Source organism: Microvirga tunisiensis (genome assembly GCF_009296175.1).
Lineage (GTDB): Bacteria > Pseudomonadota > Alphaproteobacteria > Rhizobiales > Beijerinckiaceae > Microvirga > Microvirga tunisiensis.
On sequence record NZ_VOSK01000095.1, the window covers coordinates 1 to 21,637 of the forward strand.

At 62.4% G+C, this 21,637-nt stretch carries 23 protein-coding genes; 13 read left to right on the top strand and 10 right to left on the bottom strand.

Annotation, left to right across the window (positions count from 1 at the left end; translation table 11 throughout):
* Positions 1–357 precede the first annotated feature (357 nt).
* A complete protein-coding gene (locus FS320_RS20800; protein WP_152713873.1) occupies positions 358–837 on the top strand; it encodes a cupin domain-containing protein in 480 nt (159 codons plus the stop codon).
* Positions 838–865: 28 nt separating this feature from the next.
* On the opposite strand, the gene FS320_RS20805 is transcribed toward FS320_RS20800, so the two are convergent.
* A complete protein-coding gene (locus FS320_RS20805) occupies positions 866–1,522 on the bottom strand; it encodes a class I SAM-dependent methyltransferase (protein WP_152713874.1) in 657 nt (218 codons plus the stop codon).
* A 415-nt stretch (positions 1,523–1,937) separates the two neighbouring features.
* Between FS320_RS20805 and FS320_RS45235 the strand changes: the two genes are divergently transcribed.
* Together FS320_RS45235 and FS320_RS20810 are read left to right on the top strand one after the other, a co-directional pair.
* Complete coding sequence (locus tag FS320_RS45235; RefSeq protein ID WP_153885320.1) at positions 1,938–2,099, top strand: hypothetical protein; 162 nt, start codon at positions 1,938–1,940, stop codon at positions 2,097–2,099.
* Positions 2,100–2,302: 203 nt separating this feature from the next.
* A complete protein-coding gene (locus FS320_RS20810; protein ID WP_244627272.1) occupies positions 2,303–2,455 on the top strand; it encodes a DUF1127 domain-containing protein in 153 nt (50 codons plus the stop codon).
* A 30-nt stretch (positions 2,456–2,485) separates the two neighbouring features.
* On the opposite strand, the gene FS320_RS20815 is transcribed toward FS320_RS20810, so the two are convergent.
* Positions 2,486–3,163: a class I SAM-dependent methyltransferase gene (locus FS320_RS20815; RefSeq protein ID WP_152713875.1), complete on the bottom strand. Its 678-nt coding sequence runs from the start codon at positions 3,161–3,163 to the stop codon at positions 2,486–2,488.
* Positions 3,164–3,475: 312 nt separating this feature from the next.
* Here FS320_RS20815 and FS320_RS20820 point away from each other — a divergent pair, with 312 nt between their 5' ends.
* From FS320_RS20820 to FS320_RS20830, 3 genes are all read left to right on the top strand, one after another.
* Positions 3,476–4,621, top strand: a complete 1,146-nt coding sequence (locus tag FS320_RS20820; RefSeq protein WP_152713876.1) for a DUF2778 domain-containing protein — start codon at positions 3,476–3,478, stop codon at positions 4,619–4,621.
* Between the two features lie 242 nt (positions 4,622–4,863).
* The gene (locus tag FS320_RS20825) at positions 4,864–5,994 is read left to right on the top strand and encodes an alginate lyase family protein (RefSeq protein ID WP_162003123.1); all 1,131 of its coding nucleotides are present in this window, start codon (positions 4,864–4,866) and stop codon (positions 5,992–5,994) included.
* Between the two features lie 536 nt (positions 5,995–6,530).
* Positions 6,531–7,910: an alpha/beta hydrolase gene (locus tag FS320_RS20830; RefSeq protein ID WP_244627273.1), complete on the top strand. Its 1,380-nt coding sequence runs from the start codon at positions 6,531–6,533 to the stop codon at positions 7,908–7,910.
* Positions 7,911–8,022: 112 nt separating this feature from the next.
* On the opposite strand, the gene FS320_RS20835 is transcribed toward FS320_RS20830, so the two are convergent.
* The 3 genes from FS320_RS20835 to FS320_RS20845 form a co-directional block, all read right to left on the bottom strand.
* Positions 8,023–8,655, bottom strand: coding sequence for a response regulator (locus FS320_RS20835; protein WP_152713894.1), 633 nt, complete (start codon positions 8,653–8,655; stop codon positions 8,023–8,025).
* A gap of 128 nt (positions 8,656–8,783) precedes the next feature.
* Complete coding sequence (locus FS320_RS20840) at positions 8,784–11,198, bottom strand: PAS domain-containing sensor histidine kinase (RefSeq protein ID WP_162003124.1); 2,415 nt, start codon at positions 11,196–11,198, stop codon at positions 8,784–8,786.
* A 284-nt stretch (positions 11,199–11,482) separates the two neighbouring features.
* Complete coding sequence (locus FS320_RS20845; RefSeq protein ID WP_152713879.1) at positions 11,483–11,878, bottom strand: DUF6455 family protein; 396 nt, start codon at positions 11,876–11,878, stop codon at positions 11,483–11,485.
* 91 nt (positions 11,879–11,969) lie between these two features.
* On the opposite strand from FS320_RS20845, the gene FS320_RS20850 reads away from it, so the two are divergent.
* On the top strand, positions 11,970–13,019 hold the full coding sequence (locus FS320_RS20850) for a carbohydrate kinase family protein (protein WP_152713880.1): 1,050 nt from the start codon (positions 11,970–11,972) through the stop codon (positions 13,017–13,019).
* Positions 13,016–13,939: a pseudouridine-5'-phosphate glycosidase gene (locus FS320_RS20855; RefSeq protein WP_152713881.1), complete on the top strand. Its 924-nt coding sequence runs from the start codon at positions 13,016–13,018 to the stop codon at positions 13,937–13,939. The genes FS320_RS20850 and FS320_RS20855 overlap by 4 nt, the downstream gene beginning before the upstream one ends.
* Positions 13,940–13,944: 5 nt before the next feature.
* Here FS320_RS20855 and FS320_RS20860 read toward each other — a convergent pair whose 3' ends face one another.
* Together FS320_RS20860 and FS320_RS20865 are read right to left on the bottom strand one after the other, a co-directional pair.
* Complete coding sequence (locus tag FS320_RS20860; protein ID WP_152713882.1) at positions 13,945–14,856, bottom strand: histone deacetylase family protein; 912 nt, start codon at positions 14,854–14,856, stop codon at positions 13,945–13,947.
* A 28-nt stretch (positions 14,857–14,884) separates the two neighbouring features.
* Complete coding sequence (locus FS320_RS20865; protein ID WP_152713883.1) at positions 14,885–15,775, bottom strand: MYG1 family protein; 891 nt, start codon at positions 15,773–15,775, stop codon at positions 14,885–14,887.
* 211 nt (positions 15,776–15,986) lie between these two features.
* Here FS320_RS20865 and copM point away from each other — a divergent pair, with 211 nt between their 5' ends.
* From copM to FS320_RS20880, 3 genes are all read left to right on the top strand, one after another.
* On the top strand, positions 15,987–16,361 hold the full coding sequence (gene copM, locus FS320_RS20870; protein WP_152713884.1) for a CopM family metallochaperone: 375 nt from the start codon (positions 15,987–15,989) through the stop codon (positions 16,359–16,361).
* 135 nt (positions 16,362–16,496) lie between these two features.
* Positions 16,497–16,799, top strand: a complete 303-nt coding sequence (locus tag FS320_RS20875) for a hypothetical protein (protein ID WP_152713885.1) — start codon at positions 16,497–16,499, stop codon at positions 16,797–16,799.
* 116 nt (positions 16,800–16,915) lie between these two features.
* Positions 16,916–17,926, top strand: coding sequence for a ribonuclease Z (locus tag FS320_RS20880; RefSeq protein WP_152713886.1), 1,011 nt, complete (start codon positions 16,916–16,918; stop codon positions 17,924–17,926).
* Positions 17,927–17,930: 4 nt separating this feature from the next.
* On the opposite strand, the gene FS320_RS20885 is transcribed toward FS320_RS20880, so the two are convergent.
* A complete protein-coding gene (locus FS320_RS20885; RefSeq protein ID WP_162003125.1) occupies positions 17,931–18,281 on the bottom strand; it encodes a DUF2726 domain-containing protein in 351 nt (116 codons plus the stop codon).
* Between the two features lie 258 nt (positions 18,282–18,539).
* Between FS320_RS20885 and FS320_RS20890 the strand changes: the two genes are divergently transcribed.
* Together FS320_RS20890 and FS320_RS50235 are read left to right on the top strand one after the other, a co-directional pair.
* Positions 18,540–19,250, top strand: coding sequence for a L,D-transpeptidase (locus FS320_RS20890; RefSeq protein WP_152713888.1), 711 nt, complete (start codon positions 18,540–18,542; stop codon positions 19,248–19,250).
* Positions 19,251–19,446: 196 nt separating this feature from the next.
* Positions 19,447–20,583: a peptidoglycan L,D-endopeptidase MepK gene (locus FS320_RS50235; RefSeq protein ID WP_338105425.1), complete on the top strand. Its 1,137-nt coding sequence runs from the start codon at positions 19,447–19,449 to the stop codon at positions 20,581–20,583.
* Here the strand turns inward: FS320_RS50235 and FS320_RS20900 are convergent.
* Together FS320_RS20900 and FS320_RS20905 are read right to left on the bottom strand one after the other, a co-directional pair.
* Complete coding sequence (locus tag FS320_RS20900; RefSeq protein WP_152713890.1) at positions 20,564–20,995, bottom strand: RNA polymerase sigma factor region1.1 domain-containing protein; 432 nt, start codon at positions 20,993–20,995, stop codon at positions 20,564–20,566. The genes FS320_RS50235 and FS320_RS20900 overlap by 20 nt on opposite strands.
* Positions 20,996–21,162: 167 nt before the next feature.
* The gene (locus tag FS320_RS20905; protein ID WP_152713891.1) at positions 21,163–21,420 is read right to left on the bottom strand and encodes a hypothetical protein; all 258 of its coding nucleotides are present in this window, start codon (positions 21,418–21,420) and stop codon (positions 21,163–21,165) included.
* Positions 21,421–21,637: the final 217 nt, after the last annotated feature.

Consider the following 21,637-nt stretch of genomic DNA (forward strand, 5'->3'; position numbering starts at 1 on the left):
CAGGCGCCCACCGTCGAAAGCAGCGGTGATCTTCTTGCGGCCAACGGCTGGAAACGGGAAGGTGGCAGGTGTATCGTCCGGCATGGCGAGTGTGGCACAGGGCAATTGGTGGCAGGGATTAGTCTCAACAACCAAATCCTACGCTGCTTCAAGTGCTTAAGCTACACTCGCCAGCCTTCATCAACCTTCCCATGCATAAGAACGGCTAGAGCCTCATCGGGGATCGATGCCTGCGGCTCGCCTCCGGCATTTCCTTGACAAGCCGTGGAGAGAGGCAGAGCCTCGAAGAGGCGGCAGACGAAGTTTCCTGACCGCTCAGGTTTGCGTCCGCCATATCACCCCTTTCGGGAGGTCGCGATGCAGTCATTCATGCTTCGAGCCACCATTTGCGTTTCGGCCCTTTCCCTCGTCGTTGCACCGGCACTTGCGCAGCAGGCCCAGCAGCACACCATGGTCAATCCGGACGAGATCACCTGGAAGGACGCGCCTCCGTCCCTTCCCAAGGGAGCACAGATGTCGCTCCTGTATGGAGACCCGACAAAGGACGGCATGTTCGTGATGCGGCTGAAGTTCCCGGCGAACTACAAGATTCCGGCGCATACCCATCCGACCGATGAGGTGGTCACCGTCGTCAGCGGCGAGTTCAGCATCGGCATGGGCGCCGCGTTCGATCCGGCGAAGACGAAAACCATCACCGCCGGCGGTGTCATCGCCATGGCGCCGGGGACGCAGCATTACGTGCAGGTCGGCAAGGAAACGGTCGTGCAGCTGAGCACGCGCGGCCCCTGGTCGATCGCTTACGTGAATCCGGCGGACGATCCGCGCAAGTCGCAATAGCCAGTCGGGCCCTGGGTGGCGCGAGACCCTACTTGAAGATCCGGCACTTCGGCGGGTCGAACTCGAAAGGGAATTTGCCCTCGGCGGCGAAGAAATCGTCGAAGGCCTTCCTCACGCCGGGCCAATGCGGGTAGTCGTCGCCGATCAGCACGCCTCCGGGCCGGATCATCGGCCACCATTCGCGCAGGTCCGACGTGACGGCGTGAACGTCGTGGCCGCCATCGATGTGGACCACGTCCGGCCGCACATCGTTGTGCCGCAGGACGTGCGCCGCATTCACCGAGTCGAGCGGCAGGGGCAGGACGTAATCCTGCAGCCCCTCCCCGACGATGTTGGCCGCGAAGGTGTGGTAGAGGGCGGGAAAGCCGTTGATGAAGTTGAGGTGCGCGAACCACTCGTCGTTGTTCCAGTGGTCCCAGGCCCCGAGCCACGTATCGACGGCGATCACGACCCCGTCATGGTTCATCTCCTTCATCTTGGATGCCAGCGAGATGACGGATCCGCCCTTCCAGACGCCCACCTCGACCACCACGGCCGGCCGCAACTCCTCGATGGCCTCGGTCAGGTAAGGATGGCTCGAGCCCCAGCCCTGATGATCCTGCCGGTACAGGCGGGCGGGAAAGTTCAGGAACGGATCATGGCCGCGCCACATCCTGCTCACCAGCGCGTCACGGACTTTCGTCATCCTCGGCCTCGCTCATGGTGGATGTGCGGACAGCCTTCCACGACTGAACAACCGCGTTCCTGCCGACAAGGTTCATGATGCGGAAAAGGCCGTCGGGCCAATGGCTCAGCCTGACCGGTGCGATGCTTCGCTTCGGCAGCCCGCAGGATGAAATTTGCCGCGGTGTATCTAAGCGTGACCGTGCCGAATCGTCCGGGCAGCCGGAACGGGTTCCGCGCTGGTCCCAATGCTCAATCCCGGAGCACTCTGCTGCACAAACAGGCGCCCAGCGCATAGCAATAAAGCGTTTACCTTTGTGACATGCGATAACCGCATAGGACACATGCCGCCAAGCCGTCTTTTGCAGCGCACAAAAACCCTCATATTACCTATACGAAAGTATGAGCCCCCGCTGGGCCGGACCAGGACAGACCCAATGAGCACGTTGCAGATCAGCGCCCCCCTTACCATCCAGACTACCGCCGACGCCCGGCGTCCCGGACCGGTGCTGCGCGTCCTCCGTGCAGTGGTCGATGCCGTGGCCGAGACCAATCGCCGGAGAGCCGCGCGCGAGATCGCCCGCGTCGCCCACCGCTAAGGCATCGAGGCCGACCGCGTCTGAGATCCAGTCTGAACCGAAACACGCATTCAGGAGATCACCATGATCATCGTCAGCTTCCTCCGCCTCTTCCGCAGCATCCTGTCCGAAGCCCGCCAGATGCAGCGCGAGGCGGCCCGCCGTCACCCGCACCTCGACTGGTAATCCGGAACGCCGGAACCCGCTTTTACGGAGATACACCCATGTTCACATCCATGATCCTCGCCCGCCTCGCCTCCTGGCGCCGTTACCGCCAGACCTTCCGCGAGCTCGAAGCGCTCAACGACCGGGAACTGGCCGATCTCGGCCTCGGTCGCCGCGACATCCGCGCGGTCGCCCGCCAGGCCGCTCACTAAGCCACCCCAAGACGTCCGGAGCTCGCGCCATCACAACGCGAGACGGGCCGGTGAGCGGCGCGGTGCGTCCGAGACTTCGCGCACCGCATGTGCGGCATGCGCGATGCCATGGCACAGGAAGCCGACCGGCCGCGGCGCGCCGTCGAGATAATAGGACTCGATGCGCTGGATCGTGAATCCCGCTTCGTCGAGCAGCTTCTGGACGGGGCGCGTCAGGTTGCAACCCACGGCGAGCCTGCGCCAGATAGGGTTGAGCCGATGCTGCCATGCCGCAACGCCGGCGTCGCTCGACAGGCCGTGTTCCAGGAACAGCACGCGTCCGCTCGGCTTCAGTACGCGGCGCACTTCGCGAAGAGCCTGCACCGGATCCTGCACCGAGCATAGGGTATAGGTCACCACCGCAGTGTCGAAGATGCCGTCGGCCAGGGGCAACGACTCGGCCGGCGCCTGGATGATCTCCAGGGGCACGCGCGCGTGACGACGGCGCTCGCGACCGAGATCCAGAAACTCCGCCATGGGATCGACGCCGATCACGCCCGTGACGCGCGCCGGATCGTAGAGGGGCAGATTCAACCCTGGCCCGATCCCGATCTCCAGCACCATGCCGGCGGCCTGCGGGACGACCTTCTCGCGCTCGGCCGCGATGGCTTCCATCGAGCACAGGCAGCTGACGAAGCGCGGGCCGATATGACGTGCATAGAACCCCATGCCGAGGTCCTCCCGTTTGAGATTAGAAAAGACGCCCCGGGATTATCCATATCCCGTGCCGGCGCCGCGATCTGTGAGCCAGCACACACCGTCGCGCTTAGAGCGTCGGATCGTTGGGTCCGGGAAACCGGATCCACTTCTCTCAACAGCGGCGCACCCGATTATTCTTAATTTAACCAAGCCATCGTTTAATCGATCTTGTGAAGATATTGCTTCACGCATGAAGGCCTCGATCGCTCCGGCGCTGTTGTCTCGCGCCATGACGGACCCGAGGCATGTCGTGCGCCATCGAGTTGTTGCGTAGAGTTCGCCATGTTGCACACGTCTTATCCGTCAGGCGGTCGCGCCCCGCGCAGAAAGCGGCGCAATCTTTTTCCGACTGCGGCGCTTGTGGCGATCTCGATGAGCCCTGTCGCCTATTTCGTCGATTTCCACCACCAGAGCGACGAGCCTCCCGTCGAACGCGCGAGCAGCAGCGCTGCCGCGACGCCTTCGCAGGGCGCGGCAGTGGTTGCCTACGACGCGACGCTGGTCGACCCCGCGCCGACGATGAAGGCCGAGGCTCTTCACTTCGCCCACAACGCTCCGCTCCAGGCGGCCTTCAGGTCGCCACCGGCGCAGCGTCATGCGAGCATCGCGCCGGTGGCACCTCCGATGCCCGAGACGCCCGCTCAGCCGGCGCCGATTCAGGAAGTGGCGGAAGCCGCGCAACCCATTCTCGCGCCGGTTCCTCTGTCCGTGCCGGTTCCTCTGCCCGTGCCGCGTCCCGCCGACCTGCAGCCCCCGAAGCCTGCAGCATCGACGCAGATGGCGAGCGCACCGGCGCGTGTGCCGATGACGCAAAGGACAGCGGTTGCGGCCATTGCGCCGGCCGAAAACCCCTCATTCCTCGAGAGGCTCTTCGGCATCAAGCCCGCCTCCCCGCCCGAAGCCGCCCTCAGCTATGCATCCCTCGACAACGGCACCGGCAGCATCGCGCCGACATCGCGCTTTGTCCCCGCACCCGATCTCGGAAGCGGGGGAACCGCCGTCTACGACATCACCGCCCAGATCGTCATCATGCCGAACGGCGAGAGGCTGGAGGCGCATTCCGGTCTCGGCGACATGATGGACAATCCGCGCTACGTGAATGTGCGGATGAAAGGCGCGACCCCGCCGGGCACCTACGTCGTCACCGAACGCGAAGCGCTCTTCCACGGCGTGCGGGCGCTTCGTCTCACACCGGTCGGCGGCAGCGCCGCCATCCATGGCCGCGACGGCATTCTCGCCCACACCTACATGCTGGGCCCGCGCGGGGACTCGAACGGGTGCGTGTCGTTCAAGAATTACGACCGGTTCCTTCAGGCCTATCTGAGAGGCGACGTGAAGCGCCTGATCGTCACCGCCGGACGCGGACAGGATCTCCTCCCCCGCATGGTCAACAGGAGCAATTTCCGGCGTTCCGCGCGCGCCATCTGAGGCGGAACGCGCCGGCCGGGCAGCAGACTCCATCCCCTCGTCATCACCGGCCTCGTGTCGGTGATGACGATGCGAAGGGCGCAGCGCTTCACTGGATCGAGACGGCCTGGACGGGCCCGACCATGACGCGGACGGAACCTTATCTACCCCCAATGGATCGCTCTACCTCCAAAGGTTCGGCCGTCTGGCTTTGCGCTCCCAAGCGCCTAGTTCATGATCGGCTTCGCCAGAGGGAGTACGGCATGACGGGGGTTTCAGGGGCGACGATGGAATGGGTTGCGTCGCGTCAAGTGTTTCGGCCAACCCTCGCTGTCGCGGTCCTTCTCGCTGCATTCCTGAGCAACGCACCGTCTCAGGCGCAGAGCGTCGGCTATCTCGTGCCGGCGCCGGCGAAGGACAACGTGCAGGCGAAGCCGAAATACGAATGCGACGCGCCGGATGCTCCGGTGATCACCCTCGATACGCAGAGCAAGTACAGGCAGGACGACGCTCAGCGCGCGACCATCGACGAAGAGGCCGAGGAGACCTATTCCGACGCCGTGGAGCCGCTGCGCGCCTATGGAAAAACTCTGGCGCGGATCGCGAACGCCTATGTGAAATCCAATCCGAAGAACACGGCGGCGGCCGCCTGTGCCCTAACCTGGCTCGATCATTGGGCATCGGCGAAAGCCATGACCGATCTGCGCTCGAAACAGGCACATTTCAATCTGGGCCAGGCGCTCGGCGGTTTCGCGCTGGCCTATCTGCAGATCCGCAATGCTCCCGACCTCTCGGACGAGCAGAAGAAGCGCGTCGAAGCCTGGCTCAAGACATTGGGCCGGCAGATCGTCGACGCCAAGGAGACCGGCAAGGGCGTCTCGGGCAGGAACAATCACCGCTACTGGGCGGGCCTGAGCGCCGCGGCCGCAGGCATCGCGAGCGGCGACAAGAGGCTGACCGATTGGGGAATCGACAGCGCCCGGATCGGTCTCGCGCAGATCACGCCGGAGGGCACGCTCCCGCTCGAGATCAACCGCGGCAAGCGCGCCCGCGACTATCACATCTTCGCCGCCGAGCCCCTGGTCGCCACCGCGGAGCTCGCGCACAGCCAGGGGATCAATCTCTATGCCGAGCACGGCGGCGCCCTGTCCAGGCTGGTGAATCGTGTGGTCGAATCCCTGGACGATCCCTCCTTCTTCAAGACGGCCACCGGCATCAAGCAGGAGCCCTATCCCGGTGACGGCACCGTGCCGCCGCATCGCATCGCCTGGCTCGAAATCCACGAGAGCCGTCATGCCTCACCGAAAGCCCAGACGGTGCTGAGCCCCAAACGCCCCGTCGCCTCCAGCGGCATCGGCGGCAACACGACGCTGCTGTTCCACGACGAGGATTGATCGGCGTCTCACTCATGCCGGAACTTGTTCCAGGCCCCGTCTCTTCGACGAAAGGCTACAAGACGCATAGGGCCGCTTGGCTTGCGGCCATGCCGGCGCAGGTGTCATCCGCCGGCGGGCGCAGTGCGGGAAGGGGATCCACTGAAACGCCCTACGCTTTGGATTTCCGTCCCCAGCGATGGCCCCTGCGATAGCGGCGCCCTCTCCGGCAGGACGTGACACCTCCGCCGTCATTCCGGGGTCGCGCAGCGAAGCCCGGAAGCCATAGCCGCTGACGACGCAGGATTGGACGCAACGCTGCTCACTCTGTCTTGGGACGCGTGGGGATGGGTTCCGGGTTCGCACTGCAGGTGCGCCCCGGAACAGATATGCGAGAAGCCCCGCGCGTGGCTCCACGCGAACAGAGACGGAATGTTTAATGCCTCTCGATCACAGCCTCGGAGGCACAGCCCCAGGATTTTTCGGCGGAAGTTTCAGGCTGAACCCGAATGGCGGCGGCTCCGTCTGCGCAGGGGAGAGCGGGATTTGTTCTTTCCATGCTCGACAAGGCCGACAACCTGATGGAGATTGCCCCAGCAGGATACCGAAGGACCGTGAGCCCGATGCGACGATCGAGACAGGATGGCGACGATAGTGCGCCGATCGTGAGGCTCCGGGTCAGCGTCAAGCGTCTGAAGAGCGGCTTGAGCACCGCCGCTCCCATTGCCTCCTCGGTCGTGACATTCGCCGTTGCGCTCGGCCTGACCGGATGCGCCAGCATCAAGGGCACACTGGTTCCGGTGCCCGACACGGTCCCCGGCGCGAGCAAGGTCGACATGCTGGTCGCCACGACGCGCCTGCGCGCGACGGACCCGCAGGAATTCTACTCGGGCGGTCGTGGGCCGGAACTGTCCTTCGCCGAATTCACGGTCTCGATCCCGCCCGCAGCCAACCGCAAGGAAGGCGAGGTGCAGTGGCCGCAGAGCGTCCCCGGCAATCCCGCGACCGATTTCGTGACCCTCAAGGCCGACGTGATCGACCGCAAGCAGGCCACCGCCTGGTTCCACCGCACCGTCCGGAGCGTGCCGCAGCGGCGCGTGCTCGTGTTCATTCACGGCTTCAACAACCGCTTCGACGATGCGGTCTTCCGCTTCGCACAGATCGTGCACGATGCCGGCACGCCCGTGGTGCCGGTGCTGTTCACCTGGCCCTCGCGCGGCAGCGTGCTGGCCTACGGCTACGACCGCGAGAGCAACACCTATTCCCGCAACGCGCTCGAGAGCACGCTCCGGACCCTGGCCAGTGATCCGGCGGTCGGGGAGATCTCGATCCTCGCGCACTCGATGGGCAACTGGGTCACCCTGGAAGCGCTTCGTCAGATGGCGATCAGGGACGGACGCGTCGCTCCCAAGATCCGCAACGTGCTCCTCGCCGCCCCCGACGTGGACGTCGATCTGTTCCGCGAAGCCGTCCTGGACATGGGCCAATCCCGTCCGAGCTTCACGCTCTTCGTCTCCCAGGACGATCGGGCGCTGGCGATCTCACAGCGGATCTGGGGCGATGCGGTGCGGCTCGGCGCGATCGACCCGGAACAGGAGCCTTATCGCAGCGAGTTGGACAAGTCCGGCATCACCGTCCTGAACCTGTCGAAGCTCAGGACGGGTGATCCCCTGAACCACTCCAAGTTCGCCGAAAGCCCGGAGGTCGTGCGCATCATCGGCCGGGAGCTGGCCGAAGGTCAGACCCTGACGGATTCCCGCGTCGGCGTCGGCGACCGGATCATTCAGGTCACGGCTGGTGCCGCGGCGGCCGTCGGCACCGCGGCGGGGCTGGCCGTCTCGGCCCCGGTTGCGGTCATCGATCCCCGGACGCGCGAGAATTTCCAGGAACACGTCGAAGGTCTCGGGCAGACGGTGTCGGGAGCGCTCACGCCCTAGAGCATTTTTCGGCGAAGTGGATCCGATTTTGCGCTTTCGACGATGCGCTACTTTAGGGATCGAGCATCGAGAGCCCCGGATGGCGTGAAACGCCTGCCTCGGAAGGGGCGCATCAAGGTTCGACCAGTTTGTTGCGGATTGCGTATCGCACCAAGGTCGCCGTCGAATTGACGTTGACCTTGCGCATGGCAGAAGCCCGATGGCTTTCGACCGTCTTCAGATTGAGGCCGAGAATCTGGGCCGCCTCCTTGTTGCTGTGGCCTTCCGCGATGAGCTGAACCACGCCCCGCTCCCGGGCGGTCAGCACGCCGTCGGTGGCATGTCCCTGTGACAGAAAGGCGTTCAGAAGGGCCTCGGACACACGCCCCGTGAAGAACGGCTTGTGCTGCGACAGGGATTCAACCGCTGCGATGAGGAACTTGCGGGCATCGGATTTCAGAAGGTACCCGCGGGCCCCGGCCTCGAGCGCTTCGCGCAACAGCAGCTCGCTCTCATGCATGGTGAAGATCAGAACTTCGGTCTGCGGCCGGACCATGCGGATTTCGCGTGTCGCATCGACACCATTGAGGAAGGGAAGCTGATAATCGAGAATGGCGACGTCCGGTCTGGTCTCGGCGACCAGCTCGACAGCCTTGCGGCCATCTTCAGCCTCGGCGACTACTTCCCAACCGGATTGACTGCTCAGGATGGCATTGAGTCCGGAGCGAACCACGTCATGGTCGTCTGCAATCAGGATGCGCGTCATGGCCGAATGCGCCCTTCCCATAAAGCTTTCTTATAGCCTAAAAGTTCGACCGTGGAACCCAGGGGAAACCCTGAAAACACCTGGGGCAACTCCCCAGCGGAAGGCGACGTCCCTTTGCCGCTCCCGTGTCATGCTTCGAGAGCCATGACAGCCGGCATAAGGCGCGGCGCGGTCGCGCGGATGATGGTGCCGCGGCGACCGCTGCGGATCCGGAGGCTACCTCCGAACTGACTGAGGCGGATGCGCATTCCCGGGATTCCGACGCCAAGGGTCGCCTGGCGCACCCCTGTCTCTCCCCGCCGGCTCCGCATGCCGTGTCCATTGTCCGCCACGAACAAGATGACCTGATCGGATGTCAGGCGCAGGTTGAGTATGACTTGAGAAGCCTTGGCATGACGGTGGACATTCGCCAGTCCCTCCTGGACGATGCGGAACAGAGCGCGCTGGAGATCGACAGGCAGCCCATCGGCTGCCTCGTCGAAGCGCAGGATCGTCCGCAGATCCGTCCGCTTCGAGAAGCCGTCCGCGAAGTTCTGCACTGTGCTCACGAGGCCGTCGGTTTCCAATCTGGGAGGATGAAGCAGATAGGTGAAGATGCGCAGCTCTTTCAGGGCCTCCTCCAGCGAGCGGTCGATCTCGCCGAGGATGCGGCGCCCGGAGGGAGGGAGGCGGAAGTTTTCCACCTGCATCAGATTGAGGCTGACGGCCACAAGATGCTGCGCCGTCGAATCGTGTAACTCGACGGCAATCCTTTCCCTCTCCTCCTCCTGGACAGTAAGCAGACGCCCCGACAGGGCGGTGATCTCGGCCTTGACGGCCACGAACTCTGTGATGTTCTCGTGAGTCACGATAATGCGTGACACCTTGCCCGTCATGAAGCGCATGGCTCTCACCTGGAACCAGTGCGGCCCATCCGGCCCATCGCAGCGATAGACATCTCGATAGTCCCGCCGTTCTCCGGATATGACGGCTTCGAGGCCTTCATGGATCCGCGTCACGGCAGGGTCATCCTGCTCGGCACGGGCACAGACATCGAGATAGTTCATGCCGAGGCCGTGAGACCGGCCGGAATATCCGTTGTCCCGAGCGAACCGGTGCCAGGCCTCATTGACAGAAATGACGGTTCCCGCATCATCGAGAACCGCGATATGGGCCGAGAGCGCGTCCAGGGAAGCTTGGAGAAATTCTCTCTCCTGCATGATCGAAAGCCGGGCCCGGTACTGTTCGGTGACGTCCCGGAAGAAGACACTGACGCCCTTCGGGGTCGGCTCCACTCGATAATCGATTTGCTTCCCAGGATTGTACGTCGATGGGAACTCGCCGTGAAATGGGGTGCGCCCTTCCAGGGCCTGCTTCAAGGCAGCGTCAAATTGTGGGTGATGCCCGACGACAGCGAAGTAGGAATGTCCGATCACGTCGGTTCGCGGGAGCTCAAACCAGCGCATGGCCGCAGCATTGATGTCGGTGATGCGGTAGGCGTGATCGAGAGTGAGATAACAATCGCTAACGCTCGCCAGGATGGCTGCGAGACGTCCATTCGTTTCCACGAGCTCCGCTTTAGTCGACACGGCGGCAACCGTCAGAGCATCGATCGAACCGACATTTCTCAGGGTAATCCCGGCTGAGGCGATCCCCATCAAGGCCAGGGCGATCCCTGCAGACCAGATCCATCGACGAGCCGAGTAAAGCGGCTCGTCGATCAGGGCTTCCGGTATTGTCGACAGGACGACATAGCCGGTATTGCTTGAGCGCTCGAAAGCCACGAGGATGGCACCGCCCTCGCCATCGACCTCGAAATGTCCGTTCCGATCGCCATCCGCCAGTGCATTTGCCAATTGCGGTCGCAATTGCGAGGCGAGAGGGAGTTCCGCTTCGCTCCATCTCACCTGCTGAAGCTTGTAGTCGAGAATGAAATTGGTCCAGCCGGCCGGTGGGTTGCTGTCGCGGATTGCCTTGCCGAAATGAGCCTCTGGCACCGCCAGCGTCAGGATCCGCTCGCCTCCGGGATTAGGGCTGGCGAGCTGCAGGCTGACCCCAATGATCCACTCTTTTGTCCGCGGTGCGTAGATACGTTCCGACAGGGTGAGTCCGACACGCCTGAGCAGTTGGAGCCGCTGATCGCTGACCGGGAAGGATGTGACGGGAGGCATGGGCGCCCCATAGGGGAACGCCGTGCTGAGGAACAGGCGCTCCCGATTCCAGAGAACGAACCGGGCTCCCTCGGGACGAGGCGTTGCCAGGAGCTGTTGGTGAAAGGGCTTGAGATCCTCGATCTCCAGAAGCGGCGATGCCGAAAGTCCCTTCAGGATGTTACCGAGTGCCTCGGCCTCGCGGTCGAGAATGTGGGATGCCGCCGCCGATGCCGACAGACCTTTGTGAACGATGCCGTGGCGGTCCTGTATCGCATGCCAATAGATCACCGCTGAGGCAATCAGGAACGCGAGACCGGCCGTGAGGGCAGCCGCAAGGATGATCCGATTACGGGTTCTGGATGATGAGACCCCTGACGCAACATGAGGCCTAACCGCAGTTGCAGCAGGCATGCCACCTCTCTCGCAGGAATGGGGCGCCGGCCTCACCGATGCATCGCTCCATTCCGGAGAGATCCAAGAGAGATCCAAGGGTAAACCCTGAATGCGAAGCCCGGCCCACCACGATGTCTTGCAGCCTCGCGCGTCGGGACAGGTCGAAGCCGACTTCCCCACACGACCATGCCGCAACGACACAATGCCATGATTGGGCGTGAAAATAAACATATGTTATGCGAGCAGGATTCCCTGATCGCGCCGCTGATACACCTGAGGCGGCCTGGGTTTTCCCCTCGACCTCAGGCGTGCGTCGGCTTTGAGACGTTCTCGTCTTGCAGCTCCTTCAGGGTCTCGGCATTGGGGCAGTATTCGCCATAATGAGCTCGCGCCTGCCCTTGATCGAGATCGTTCCGACAGCGGACTGCCGCCGTGCATCCCGAGCAGGTCAGGCTCATGTCGCGCATCAATGTTGCATGAATATGCCTGATCCGGTCGCTGTCGAGAGAAAGCGCATTCATGAGGCGAGGCAGCTCCGCCGCCGCCTCAGGATCTCGCACGACGAGGACAGGCAGCATGTCTGTCGCAACCTCGATGTCGCGGGCGAGCGCGTTCCTTTGATCCTGATCGAGAGAATCGAGCTCCTGCGCCCGCATCCAGTTCGATTGCCATCGCTTGATCGCCGTACCCAAACTCATGGTTACCTCCATGCTGTCATGGCAAGCCTAGAGGGATGTGCGGCTCCGTCTTTGATCCATCGCAAACGAGGTTGGCTCCCGCGGAGAGCACTTGGGAGCGCGACGATGTGCTCCGGCCCATTGCGGCATGGCCGGCCTTTCGGCATATCGTCTGCACAGCGATACGGTCGAAGGGTGGGTCTGCAACATGGAGCCGGAAACGAGCAGAGTGGTCTGCATCGGCGGAGCTGCCGTCGACCGCAAATACCGCGCCCTGGCCACGGTCCGGCCCGGTACATCCAATCCCGTCACCTCGGAACGCTCGTTCGGCGGCGTTGCCCGCAATGTGGCGGAGAATATCGCCCGGCTCGGAACCCGGGTCTCGCTGGTTTCGATCGTGGGCGCCGACGATAACGGCCTCGCGCTCGTCAGCGATCTCGAGCGGCTCGGCATCGATACCCGGCATGTGACATTATCCGACGCGCATGCGACGGCGGAATACGTCGCCGTGCTGCAGCCGGATGGGGAGCTTGCCGTCGGGCTCGCCAATATGGCGATCTTCGATGAGATCACTCCTGCCCTGTTGCGCGGGATCCGACCCGAACTCGGATCGGCTTGGATCTTCGCCGACTGCAACCTGCCTTCCGAGACACTTCACGATCTTATCGGCCTTGCCCGCCGACAAGCCTTCATGCTGGCGTTCGACGCCGTCTCGACCCCGAAGGTGATGCGCCTTCCGCGGGATCTGACAGGCGTCGGCATGTTCTTCCTCAATCTCGACGAGGCCCGGACCTATCTCGACCGCCCCGAGGTTTCGCCGCAAGCAGCGGCGGAAGCACTGCTCGCCCGTGGCGCGGAACAGGTCGTCCTCACATTGGGAGACAAGGGGCTTGTCGCAGCGGATTCCTTTGGCATCGCAACAATTGCTGCGTTCAAGGCCGAAATTGTCGATGCAACGGGTGCAGGAGATGCCCTGATCGCTGCCACTCTCGTGGCCATGCTGAAGGATGCATCACTAGTCGAGGCAGCCACACTCGGAACGGTGGCAGCCACCCTGACGGTGGAGAGCCCTGTAAGCGTCCGGCCCGATCTGTCGCTCGCCTTGCTGGAAGCCACATCGTCGCTTAGAGCCGATCAGATTTTTAAACGGGAGCTTTCATGAAACACGACACCGCCAGCCGTTTCCTCGACATCGCTCCCGAGGTACAGGCCACGCTCGTCGCGGGTGGAGCGGTCGTCGCGCTCGAATCCACCATCATCACCCATGGCATGCCCCATCCGCAGAACGTCGCCACGGCCCGCGAGGTGGAGACGGTGGTGCGTGAGAACGGTGCCGTTCCCGCCACGATTGCGATCATCGAAGGACGCCTCAAGATCGGTCTTTCAGATGCAGAGCTCGACTGGCTCGGCACCGCCAAGGACGTGATGAAGCTGAGCCGCGCCGACCTCCCCTACGCGGTCGCCTCCCGGCGGAACGGAGCAACGACGGTAGCCGCGACCATGATCTGCGCCCATCTGGCCGGCATCCGTGTTTTCGCCACCGGCGGCATCGGTGGGGTCCACCAGGGTGTGGAGGCCACCATGGATATCTCGGCCGATCTCGACGAACTCGCCCGCACCCCTGTCGCGGTGATCTGCGCCGGCGCAAAGGCCATCCTCGATCTGCCACGCACCCTCGAATATCTCGAGACACGCGGCGTGCCCGTGGTCGGCTACCGGACAGACCGCTTTCCAGCCTTCTGGAGTCGGACGAGCGAATTGTTCGTCCCGCTGCGTCTCGACAGCCCGGATGCGATGGCGGATCTGATCCGCACAAAGGAGGCGCTGGGACTCGACGGCGGCGTTCTGGTTGCCAATCCGGTTCCGAGCGCTCATGAAATCCCCGCGGATGAGATGAAGACCTTCATCGACGCGGCCGTGGCTGAGGCGAAGGCACGTGGCGTTGTCGGAAAGGCCGTGACACCCTTCCTGTTGTCCCACCTGTTCGAAAAGACAGCTGGGCGAAGCCTTGCCACCAATATTGCCCTGGTGAAGAACAATGCCGCATTGGCCGCGCAGCTTGCGGTATCGCTGACGCGCTGAGCGCCTTACTCTTTCTCGCTCCAGGCGGCCATCGCCTCGAAAACGATGGCATGCCGCCGGGCCAGAGCTTCGATATCCATGGAGTAGCCTCCGCCGATGACGGCGACGAGCGGAATCCGACGGCTGCGTGCCTGCTCGATCACATAATCGTCCCGCCGGCGCAGGCCCTCGTCGGAGAGGGCAAGGCGTCCGAGCTTGTCCTCCCGGTGGGGATCGACGCCCGCATTGAAAAATACGAGATCCGGCTCGACCGCATCGAGAAGACGCGGCAGGTGGGCTCGAAGCGCCTCCAGATAGGCGTCGTCTTCCAGGGAATCCGGCAGCCCGATATCTAGATCGCTGGGGATCTTGCGAACGGGATAGTTCTTCTCGGCATGCATCGAGAAAGTGAAGAGATCAGGCTCATCGCGCAGGCAATCGGCGGTGCCGTCGCCCTGATGCACGTCGAGATCGACGATGAGCGCGTGTTGAAAAGCGCCCTCGGCATGGAGGGCCTTTGCTGCAATCGCCACATCGTTGAAGACGCAGAAGCCGGCCCCGGTCTCCCGCTGCCCGTGATGGCTCCCGCCGGCGGTGCTGCCTGCAAGGCCGTGCTGGAGCGCCAGTCTTGCCGCGAGCAATGTCCCCGCGGCGGATACCCGCGCACGGCGCACCACGCTCTCAGTGACGGGAAGACCGATCCGCCGCTCGATCTCGCGGGGAACGGAGCAGGCAAAGACCCGATCCACGTAGGCGCGATCGTGGGCCATAGCGATCAGTTCAGCCGAGGCCTCCTTCGGTTTCACGAAGCCGTTGGATGCGAGCCCCTTCTCCGCAACGACCTCCGCCAGACGCCCGTATTTTCGCATGGGAAAGCGATGACCGTTCGGCAGTACGGCCTCGTAGACGGGATGAGAAACGATCGGCACCTGCTTCATGACTCAACCCTCGCGGATGAGGCTTCGTCTATTGACCGGCGGCAATCGCCTTCTCGGCCAGTCGAACAGCAGATTCCTGCGATCGCGCTCCGCAGATGAAGCCGCTCGGGTGGCAGAAGACGCCGTCCGTGATTCCAGCAACCCGAGAAAACTCCTCCTCCTGCAAGCCGCGCCACGCTTCGGGCAAGGGCAGTCTCTGGCCGAAGGAGTTGGGCTCAGGCGGGATGGTTCGGCAATACCAGGAGGTCGAATCCTCATTTGGGTAAATGATGAAGAGAAGGTCGCGCAATCCACCCTCGAAGACAGCCTTTTCCCAGGGCAGTTTATGATTGAGAACGATGACCCTAGGGTCCCGCGCCTTTCTGGCAGCGGCCAGCACGGTCGACTGCGCCTCGGCTTCCGCGTGAGCCTGCCGGCATGCCCGAACCAGGATGCCTCTGGCAAAATCGGCCGCCTCGAGAAACGCGTCGTCATAGGACTGGTCGCTGACCCAGGTGGGATTGAAGGCTTCGATCAGGAGGGAAAGATGCCCCTGGCTGACGGACGCGACGCCGTTGTCGGCCTGATCGATGGCAAGGATGAAGCCGATGTCAATATCCTGCCAGACCGCGTCCAACAGATCCTCATCGATCCCCGGGATGAGTTTAGGCAGGGTGTCGCGCCCGAAATCACGCCAGATCAGGCCGACTGAGCTATAGGGTGTGCCATCGGGTCGGCGCGGGAGATCCCGCATGTGATGATCGTAGCGCCCCCGCGCGACATCGTAGATGCCACCCACGTCGAAAACCAGATCGGCCGCCTCGATCAAGCCCGTGTCGCGAGTGCGAGCGAAGTCGAAAGCCCCCAAGGCTTCCCGTAAAACGGAGAAGGCAAAGACATCGTCGGCATGGAATGTGCCGCTATGGGTGACAACCTTCATACCGCCCTTCCCGACCACTGTCGGCTACTCCTGAAAAAAGTTCCGTATCTTTATCCGCGATACCAGAGCTACTCGAAGAAGATAAGCTGCCGCAATCACATCCTTTATGCTGATGACAGCATATAACCCTTATGCCCCTGATCAGCTTGACCTTCCCATGGTGGCAAGGTCCAGAGCCATTTAGCACCTTAGGAGAAAAGGATTTTCGATCATGAGGACCCGTTCCGTTGTCCTTGCCGCTGCCCTGACCGCTCTTCCCACCCTTGCCTGGGCGCAGGGTGAGCATGGGGGACATTCAGGACACTCCACGCCGGCACAAACGCCGAGTGCACCTTCTACCCAGGGCTACCGCCAAGCGAACGAGACGATGCATCGGAACATGGATATTACGTTCAGCGGCGACTCGGATGTGGATTTCGTGCGCGGCATGATCCCCCATCACCAGGGCGCCATCGACATGGCGAAGGTGGCGCTTCAACACACCAAGGACGAGCAGATCCGGAAATGGGCCACCGAGGTGATCCGCGAGCAGGAGCGCGAGATCGCCGAAATGCAGACCTGGCTGAAGAAGAAGGGCGTTCCGTAAGTGGAGCTTGTTACATCCGTGGCTGGGCCTACGTCCGGTCTTCTTCATATCGCTTCATGTGCAGAACCTCTGCCACGAACGTGCAGTGTCGAGCGTTAGTGGATATCCCTTGCGGGCGAATGGAAAGGACGAATCATGTTCACGCTAACGATCAGCGACAAGCCGGTTGCCATCACCAATGCCGATGAGGATGAGGCCCGCGAGCTCCTCATGAGCGAGGATTTCAAAGACGATCTCAAGGTTCTGGAGAGCGAAGGCGCTGCCTTATGGGACGGCTTTGCAACCCTCAACGTCAGACCTGCGACGGAAGAGGAAAAGACCGAGTTCGAGAACGCAGATTTCGATGAGGACGAGGATGATGACGATGATGGGGAGGAAGGTCCTTACATCATGTTCCTGGTCGACGTGACAGATCCGGATGAAGGCGACGAAGGCTGAGGGATCGCCCTCGGGACACACGTCCGACCGGACGACAGCAGCAAGGCCGAGCCCGGATCGTCCGGGCTCGGCGGGTCGGCGGGGAACACCGGGCAGGTCAGGGTCGTTGGCCCGAGATGAGTTGGCTTGTTCAACCCCGCCTTGTGAACGACCCTTTCAGCGACCCAGGTGTCTATCTCGATTTTCGCTATGGTCGCCGAGCCATTCTCTTCGATCTGGGCGACGTCAGTGCTCTCTCCCCGCGCGAATTGCTGCGGGTGAGCCACGTCTTCGTCTCGCACACCCACGTGGATCACATGGCCGGCTTCGATCGGCTGTTTCGGCTGTGCCTTCATCGCCCGTTTCCGCTGATTCTCATCGGCCCGCCGGGCTTTGCGGCCCAGGTGGAGCACCGGATTCGAGGTTTCACGTGGAACCTTCTGGATGAGAACTCGGTCGATTTCTGCCTGCGTGCCATGGATTACGACGGCAAGAACCTGACAGAGGCCGCCGTGTTTCATGCCCGCGAGGCTTTCGCCCGGAAAGAGTTCGATCCGCCGGTCTTTCCGCAGGGCGTTGCCTGGATGGAGGATGAGTTCAGGATCGAGGCTGTTGCCCTCGACCACGGCATCCCTTCCCTCGCCTTCGCTCTGAGGGAGGTTCTCCAGGTGAATGTCTGGCGGGGTGTGCTGAACGAGTTGGATCTCCCGCCCGGTCCTTGGCTCAACGAGGCCAAGCGGGCGGTCCGCCTCAGCCTGCCCGACGACCATCCGGTCGATGTCCCGGGCAAGCCAAGTATTCGTCTGGGCGATCTGAAGGGCCGTGCATTGCGCATCGCCCCCGGCCAGGCGGTCGTCTATGTGACCGACGCGGCGCCCCATCCGGAAAACCGCGCGAAAATCCTTCAACTCGCCCGAGCGGCCGACCAACTCTTCATCGAGGCCGTCTTTCTGGAGCGCGACCGTCCCCTGGCTCTCGCGTCTCTTCACTTGACGGCGTGGGAGGCCGGATCGATCGCCCGTGAAGCCGGGGTCAGGTTTATCACGCCGTTCCATCATTCGGCCCGCTACCTGTCGGAGCCGGACGTCCTCCGGGAGGAGGTGTTCGAGAGCTTTCGTGTCGACGCTCAAAAGGCGATACGAGCCTGATCGTCTATTCCGATTGGAAGACCGCTTGGTGGATTTGTCTCGCATCGGGCCTGCGGCTCGAATTGAACCGGATGACGCGATAGCCGCATGACTTCAGAACCTTGTCGCGCTGAGCATCCTTTCGAGCATCGTGAGAGCGGTCGTCGAGCTCAATGATCGCCACCACCTCCATATCCTGAACAACTGCCCAATCGACGCGCGTGTTCGAGATCCTCTTGAAGGCGATCCAGAAGGCGCGGCTGCCTTCCTTGGCATCGGGCCGGACGAGCGCCAGGATGGGAACCTGAGGCCATATCTGGCAGTCGGGGCATGCCGCAAGAAGGCGGTGGTAAAACTCCCTCTCGTTTTCGGTCATGATCGAATGGCGCCGATAACGTGGCTTGCGGGTCAAAAAGAGGACCAGAACGAACACAATGCCGAGCAGGCCAACTCCTGCAAACCACGACCATGAGAGGTTTCCAATTATCATATTAAGCTGCCCCTGCCCTGCGCTCGCTCGAATGTGAACGGTCAGGCTTCCTCCTGCCGGTGAAGCATAGCAGCTACCATGAAACCGGGACGCGTGGTCCTGCGTCTTCTTATTGTCGAGTTAAGTCTGCCCGGGGAGAGCACAATGGACCTCAGCCGCCGAACTTTCCTGCTTGGAGCCTCAGCCGCTGTCGGCGGCGTCGGTCTGCCGATCCATCGCGGCTTCGCGCAATCGATGCGAGGCATGTCCCCGTATCAAGGGATGTATGGACCTGTGGATGACGATATTTTCCCGATCCCAGGCATCGATCTCTCCAAAATCAACGCAGCCTACCTGCGCAAGGTTGTCCAATATGACACGGCTGAGCCGCCGGGAACCATCGTAGTCGATCCTCGATCGCGATATCTCTACCTCGTCATGCGCGACGGCATGGCCGTACGCTACGGCGTCGGCGTTGGTAAGGCCGGTTTCGGTTGGGCCGGAACGGCCACCATTAGAGACAAGCAGGAATGGCCCGATTGGTATCCGCCGAAGGAGATGTTCGGGCGGCGGCCCGAACTTATGGAGCAGATGGGCGAGTTGCCTGGCGGTCCGGGCATGCCTGGCGGCCCCGGCAACCCGCTCGGCGCCCGCGCGCTTTATCTCTGGCAGGGCAATAAAGATACGCTCTATCGCATCCACGGCACGTTCGAGCCCTGGACCATCGGCACCAATGTTTCATCCGGCTGCATCCGCATGATCAATCAGGATGTGATCGACCTCTACAATCACACGCCGACGGGCACGAAGGTGGTAGTGCTGTCATCGCCATCGGGCCGCCCGAGGCGCAATCAGACTGCGGCTGTGCCTGATTAAGCAAAAAGGTACGGGTCGCGCCTATTTTTGCCATGGTTAACGATCACACGTCGCTTAGGGACGCGGGAAATGACGAACCATGGCGCGAATTTTCGCCCGATCCGAACGATCGGCTGGCGGATGCAGGAGGGTATCTGCATCCGGACGCAGCGACCTGCCCGGTAGGAAGAGCGCTTCATATCTGGCATTCGGTCTCTTGAGTGCGGCCTCTTTTCTCCTGACGGCGACGGTTCGCACTCAGGACGCCGAGGCGCTCGGAGAGACGCGCACCCTCACCTTCTTCCACACGCACACGCGGGAAAGCTTGACAGTCACGTTCCGCAGCAACGGGCAGTATGACTCAGGCGCCCTGCAGCAGCTCAATTGGTTCCTGCGTGATTGGCGCGTGGAGAAGCCGGCGCAGATGGACCCGCGCCTGTTCGACATCCTCTGGGAAGTCTACCGGGAATCCGGCTCGTCACAGCCCATCAACATCATCTCCGCCTATCGGTCTCCGGAAACGAACGGCGCTTTGCGCCGCCGGTCGAGCGGGGTCGCCGAGCACAGCCAGCACATGCTCGGCAAAGCCATGGATATCCGTCTGCCGGACGTGGACACGGCCCGTCTGCGCGCCGTCGCGATGAAGATGCAATATGGCGGCGTGGGCTATTACGCGTCCTCCGCCTTCGTCCATGTGGATACCGGAAACGTGCGGGCCTGGCCCCGCATGACGCAGCAGCAGTTGGTGCAACTCTTCCCCGATGGGAAGACCCTGCACCTTCCCTCCAACGGCAAGCCGCTTGCCGGTTACGAACTGGCGAAAGCCGAGATCCTCTCTCGCAATGCCTCCCTTGCCACGCAGGCTTCGGCCGGTGGCGGCCCCTCCATCGGCAATCTGTTTGCCAATCTCTTCGGCCGCAAGAACGCCGCACAGCCGCCGCAGGCGGAGAATCCGACCCCGAGCACATCGACGATGGTTGCTTCGGCCGATCCGGAGAGCCTCAAGGAGATTGTTTCGACAGCCCCTCTCCCGCCGCAACGACCGCGAGACATGAAGCTTGCCACCGCAATCATGCCGGAGGCAGCCTCGGATGCGCTTGCGGCGATTGTCTCAGCTCCCGCCCCGAGGATCGTTCCCGGACCTGCAGCCATTCTCGGCTACGACGAGACGGCGGCGGCGAAATCTCTCTTCGACCCGAGAACCGCCTTTCTCGATCTTGGCTTCGAATCCCACGCCAGGTACGAGCTCAGCGCCACACGTTTCACAGGACCGGCCGTCAAACCGCTTCCCATCGTAGGTGAAGCTCAGGCTGAACTGCTGCGAGACGGGGAGTTCAAACGCCCAGCATCATGACGAGGCCAACCAGCAGCACCAGAACCAGCAGGCCGGAAAAGGCGACGGCCCAATGGGCAGTACGCTTCCCCTGCGGTGCCGATTTGGCGGTTTCAGGCTGAGATGGATGCACCTTCTGAAGAGGAGCCGTTCGCCGCTTCATCCGCGCAGCTGCGGCGCAATCCGGGAAAGGAATGATCTCGGCGCTTTTGGCAGGTGCCGGAGTGGGCTTCGCATTTTGTGAAATGAGGCTGTCTTCCAGTTCGACCGGAATGCCGGTCTCTTCCAGGTGAACGACGACAAGGGCAATCTCCTCCGCACTCATGGAAGTGATCGGCAGATTGGCTTCGAGGTCCTGGTTCGTGAGATGGCCCTGCTTGCGACCAAGGGCGATCAAGCGGTCTAGGGTATTGCTGTCGAGCGCCGGCTGCATGAGGGCACGACCCCATTGTGTCTGTTGGGCGAAGAAGCAGCAAATGCCGCTTCGAGGAACTTCGCCGAGCTAACGCGACAATAACCCCAGACGTTTCACCTGGAAAATGCCTCACGTGGAATTTTGACGACGCTTTAGCCGTAAGTCGAATGTGCCGCGATGGACGGCTAGTTCTTCGTCGCGTTGGAGGCCTCCTGCAGGGCCTCCTTTTCCCGCTTGAGTTGGTCGGATAATTGCTCGGCAATGGCCACGAGTTTGCCGGCCATCATGTGCTTGCCTTGAAGCTCGACCTGACCGGCGAGCCCCACGGTCAGGAGGGACTCGAAGACCAGATCGGCCGGGATGCCCTTCCGGATCAGATCGATGGCGACCTTCTGCCATTGATCGGACAATTGCTCTCGGAGTTCGGAAATATCATTGCTCATCGGCCAACCATACATGATCCGGCTCGGGATGTCCCCTAGGGACCCCTTTCCCTTTGGTTCTGTCACCAAGCTTACATAGAACCGTTCTAATACTACAGCCGGGGCTTGTGCGTTGTCTTAGACACGGAGGTGTCGCGCCATGACAGACGCAAGCGAGGCCCACCGCTGGGCCGATCAGTTGGACGATCTCGTCACCCGCATTGCTCCCCGCTTCAGC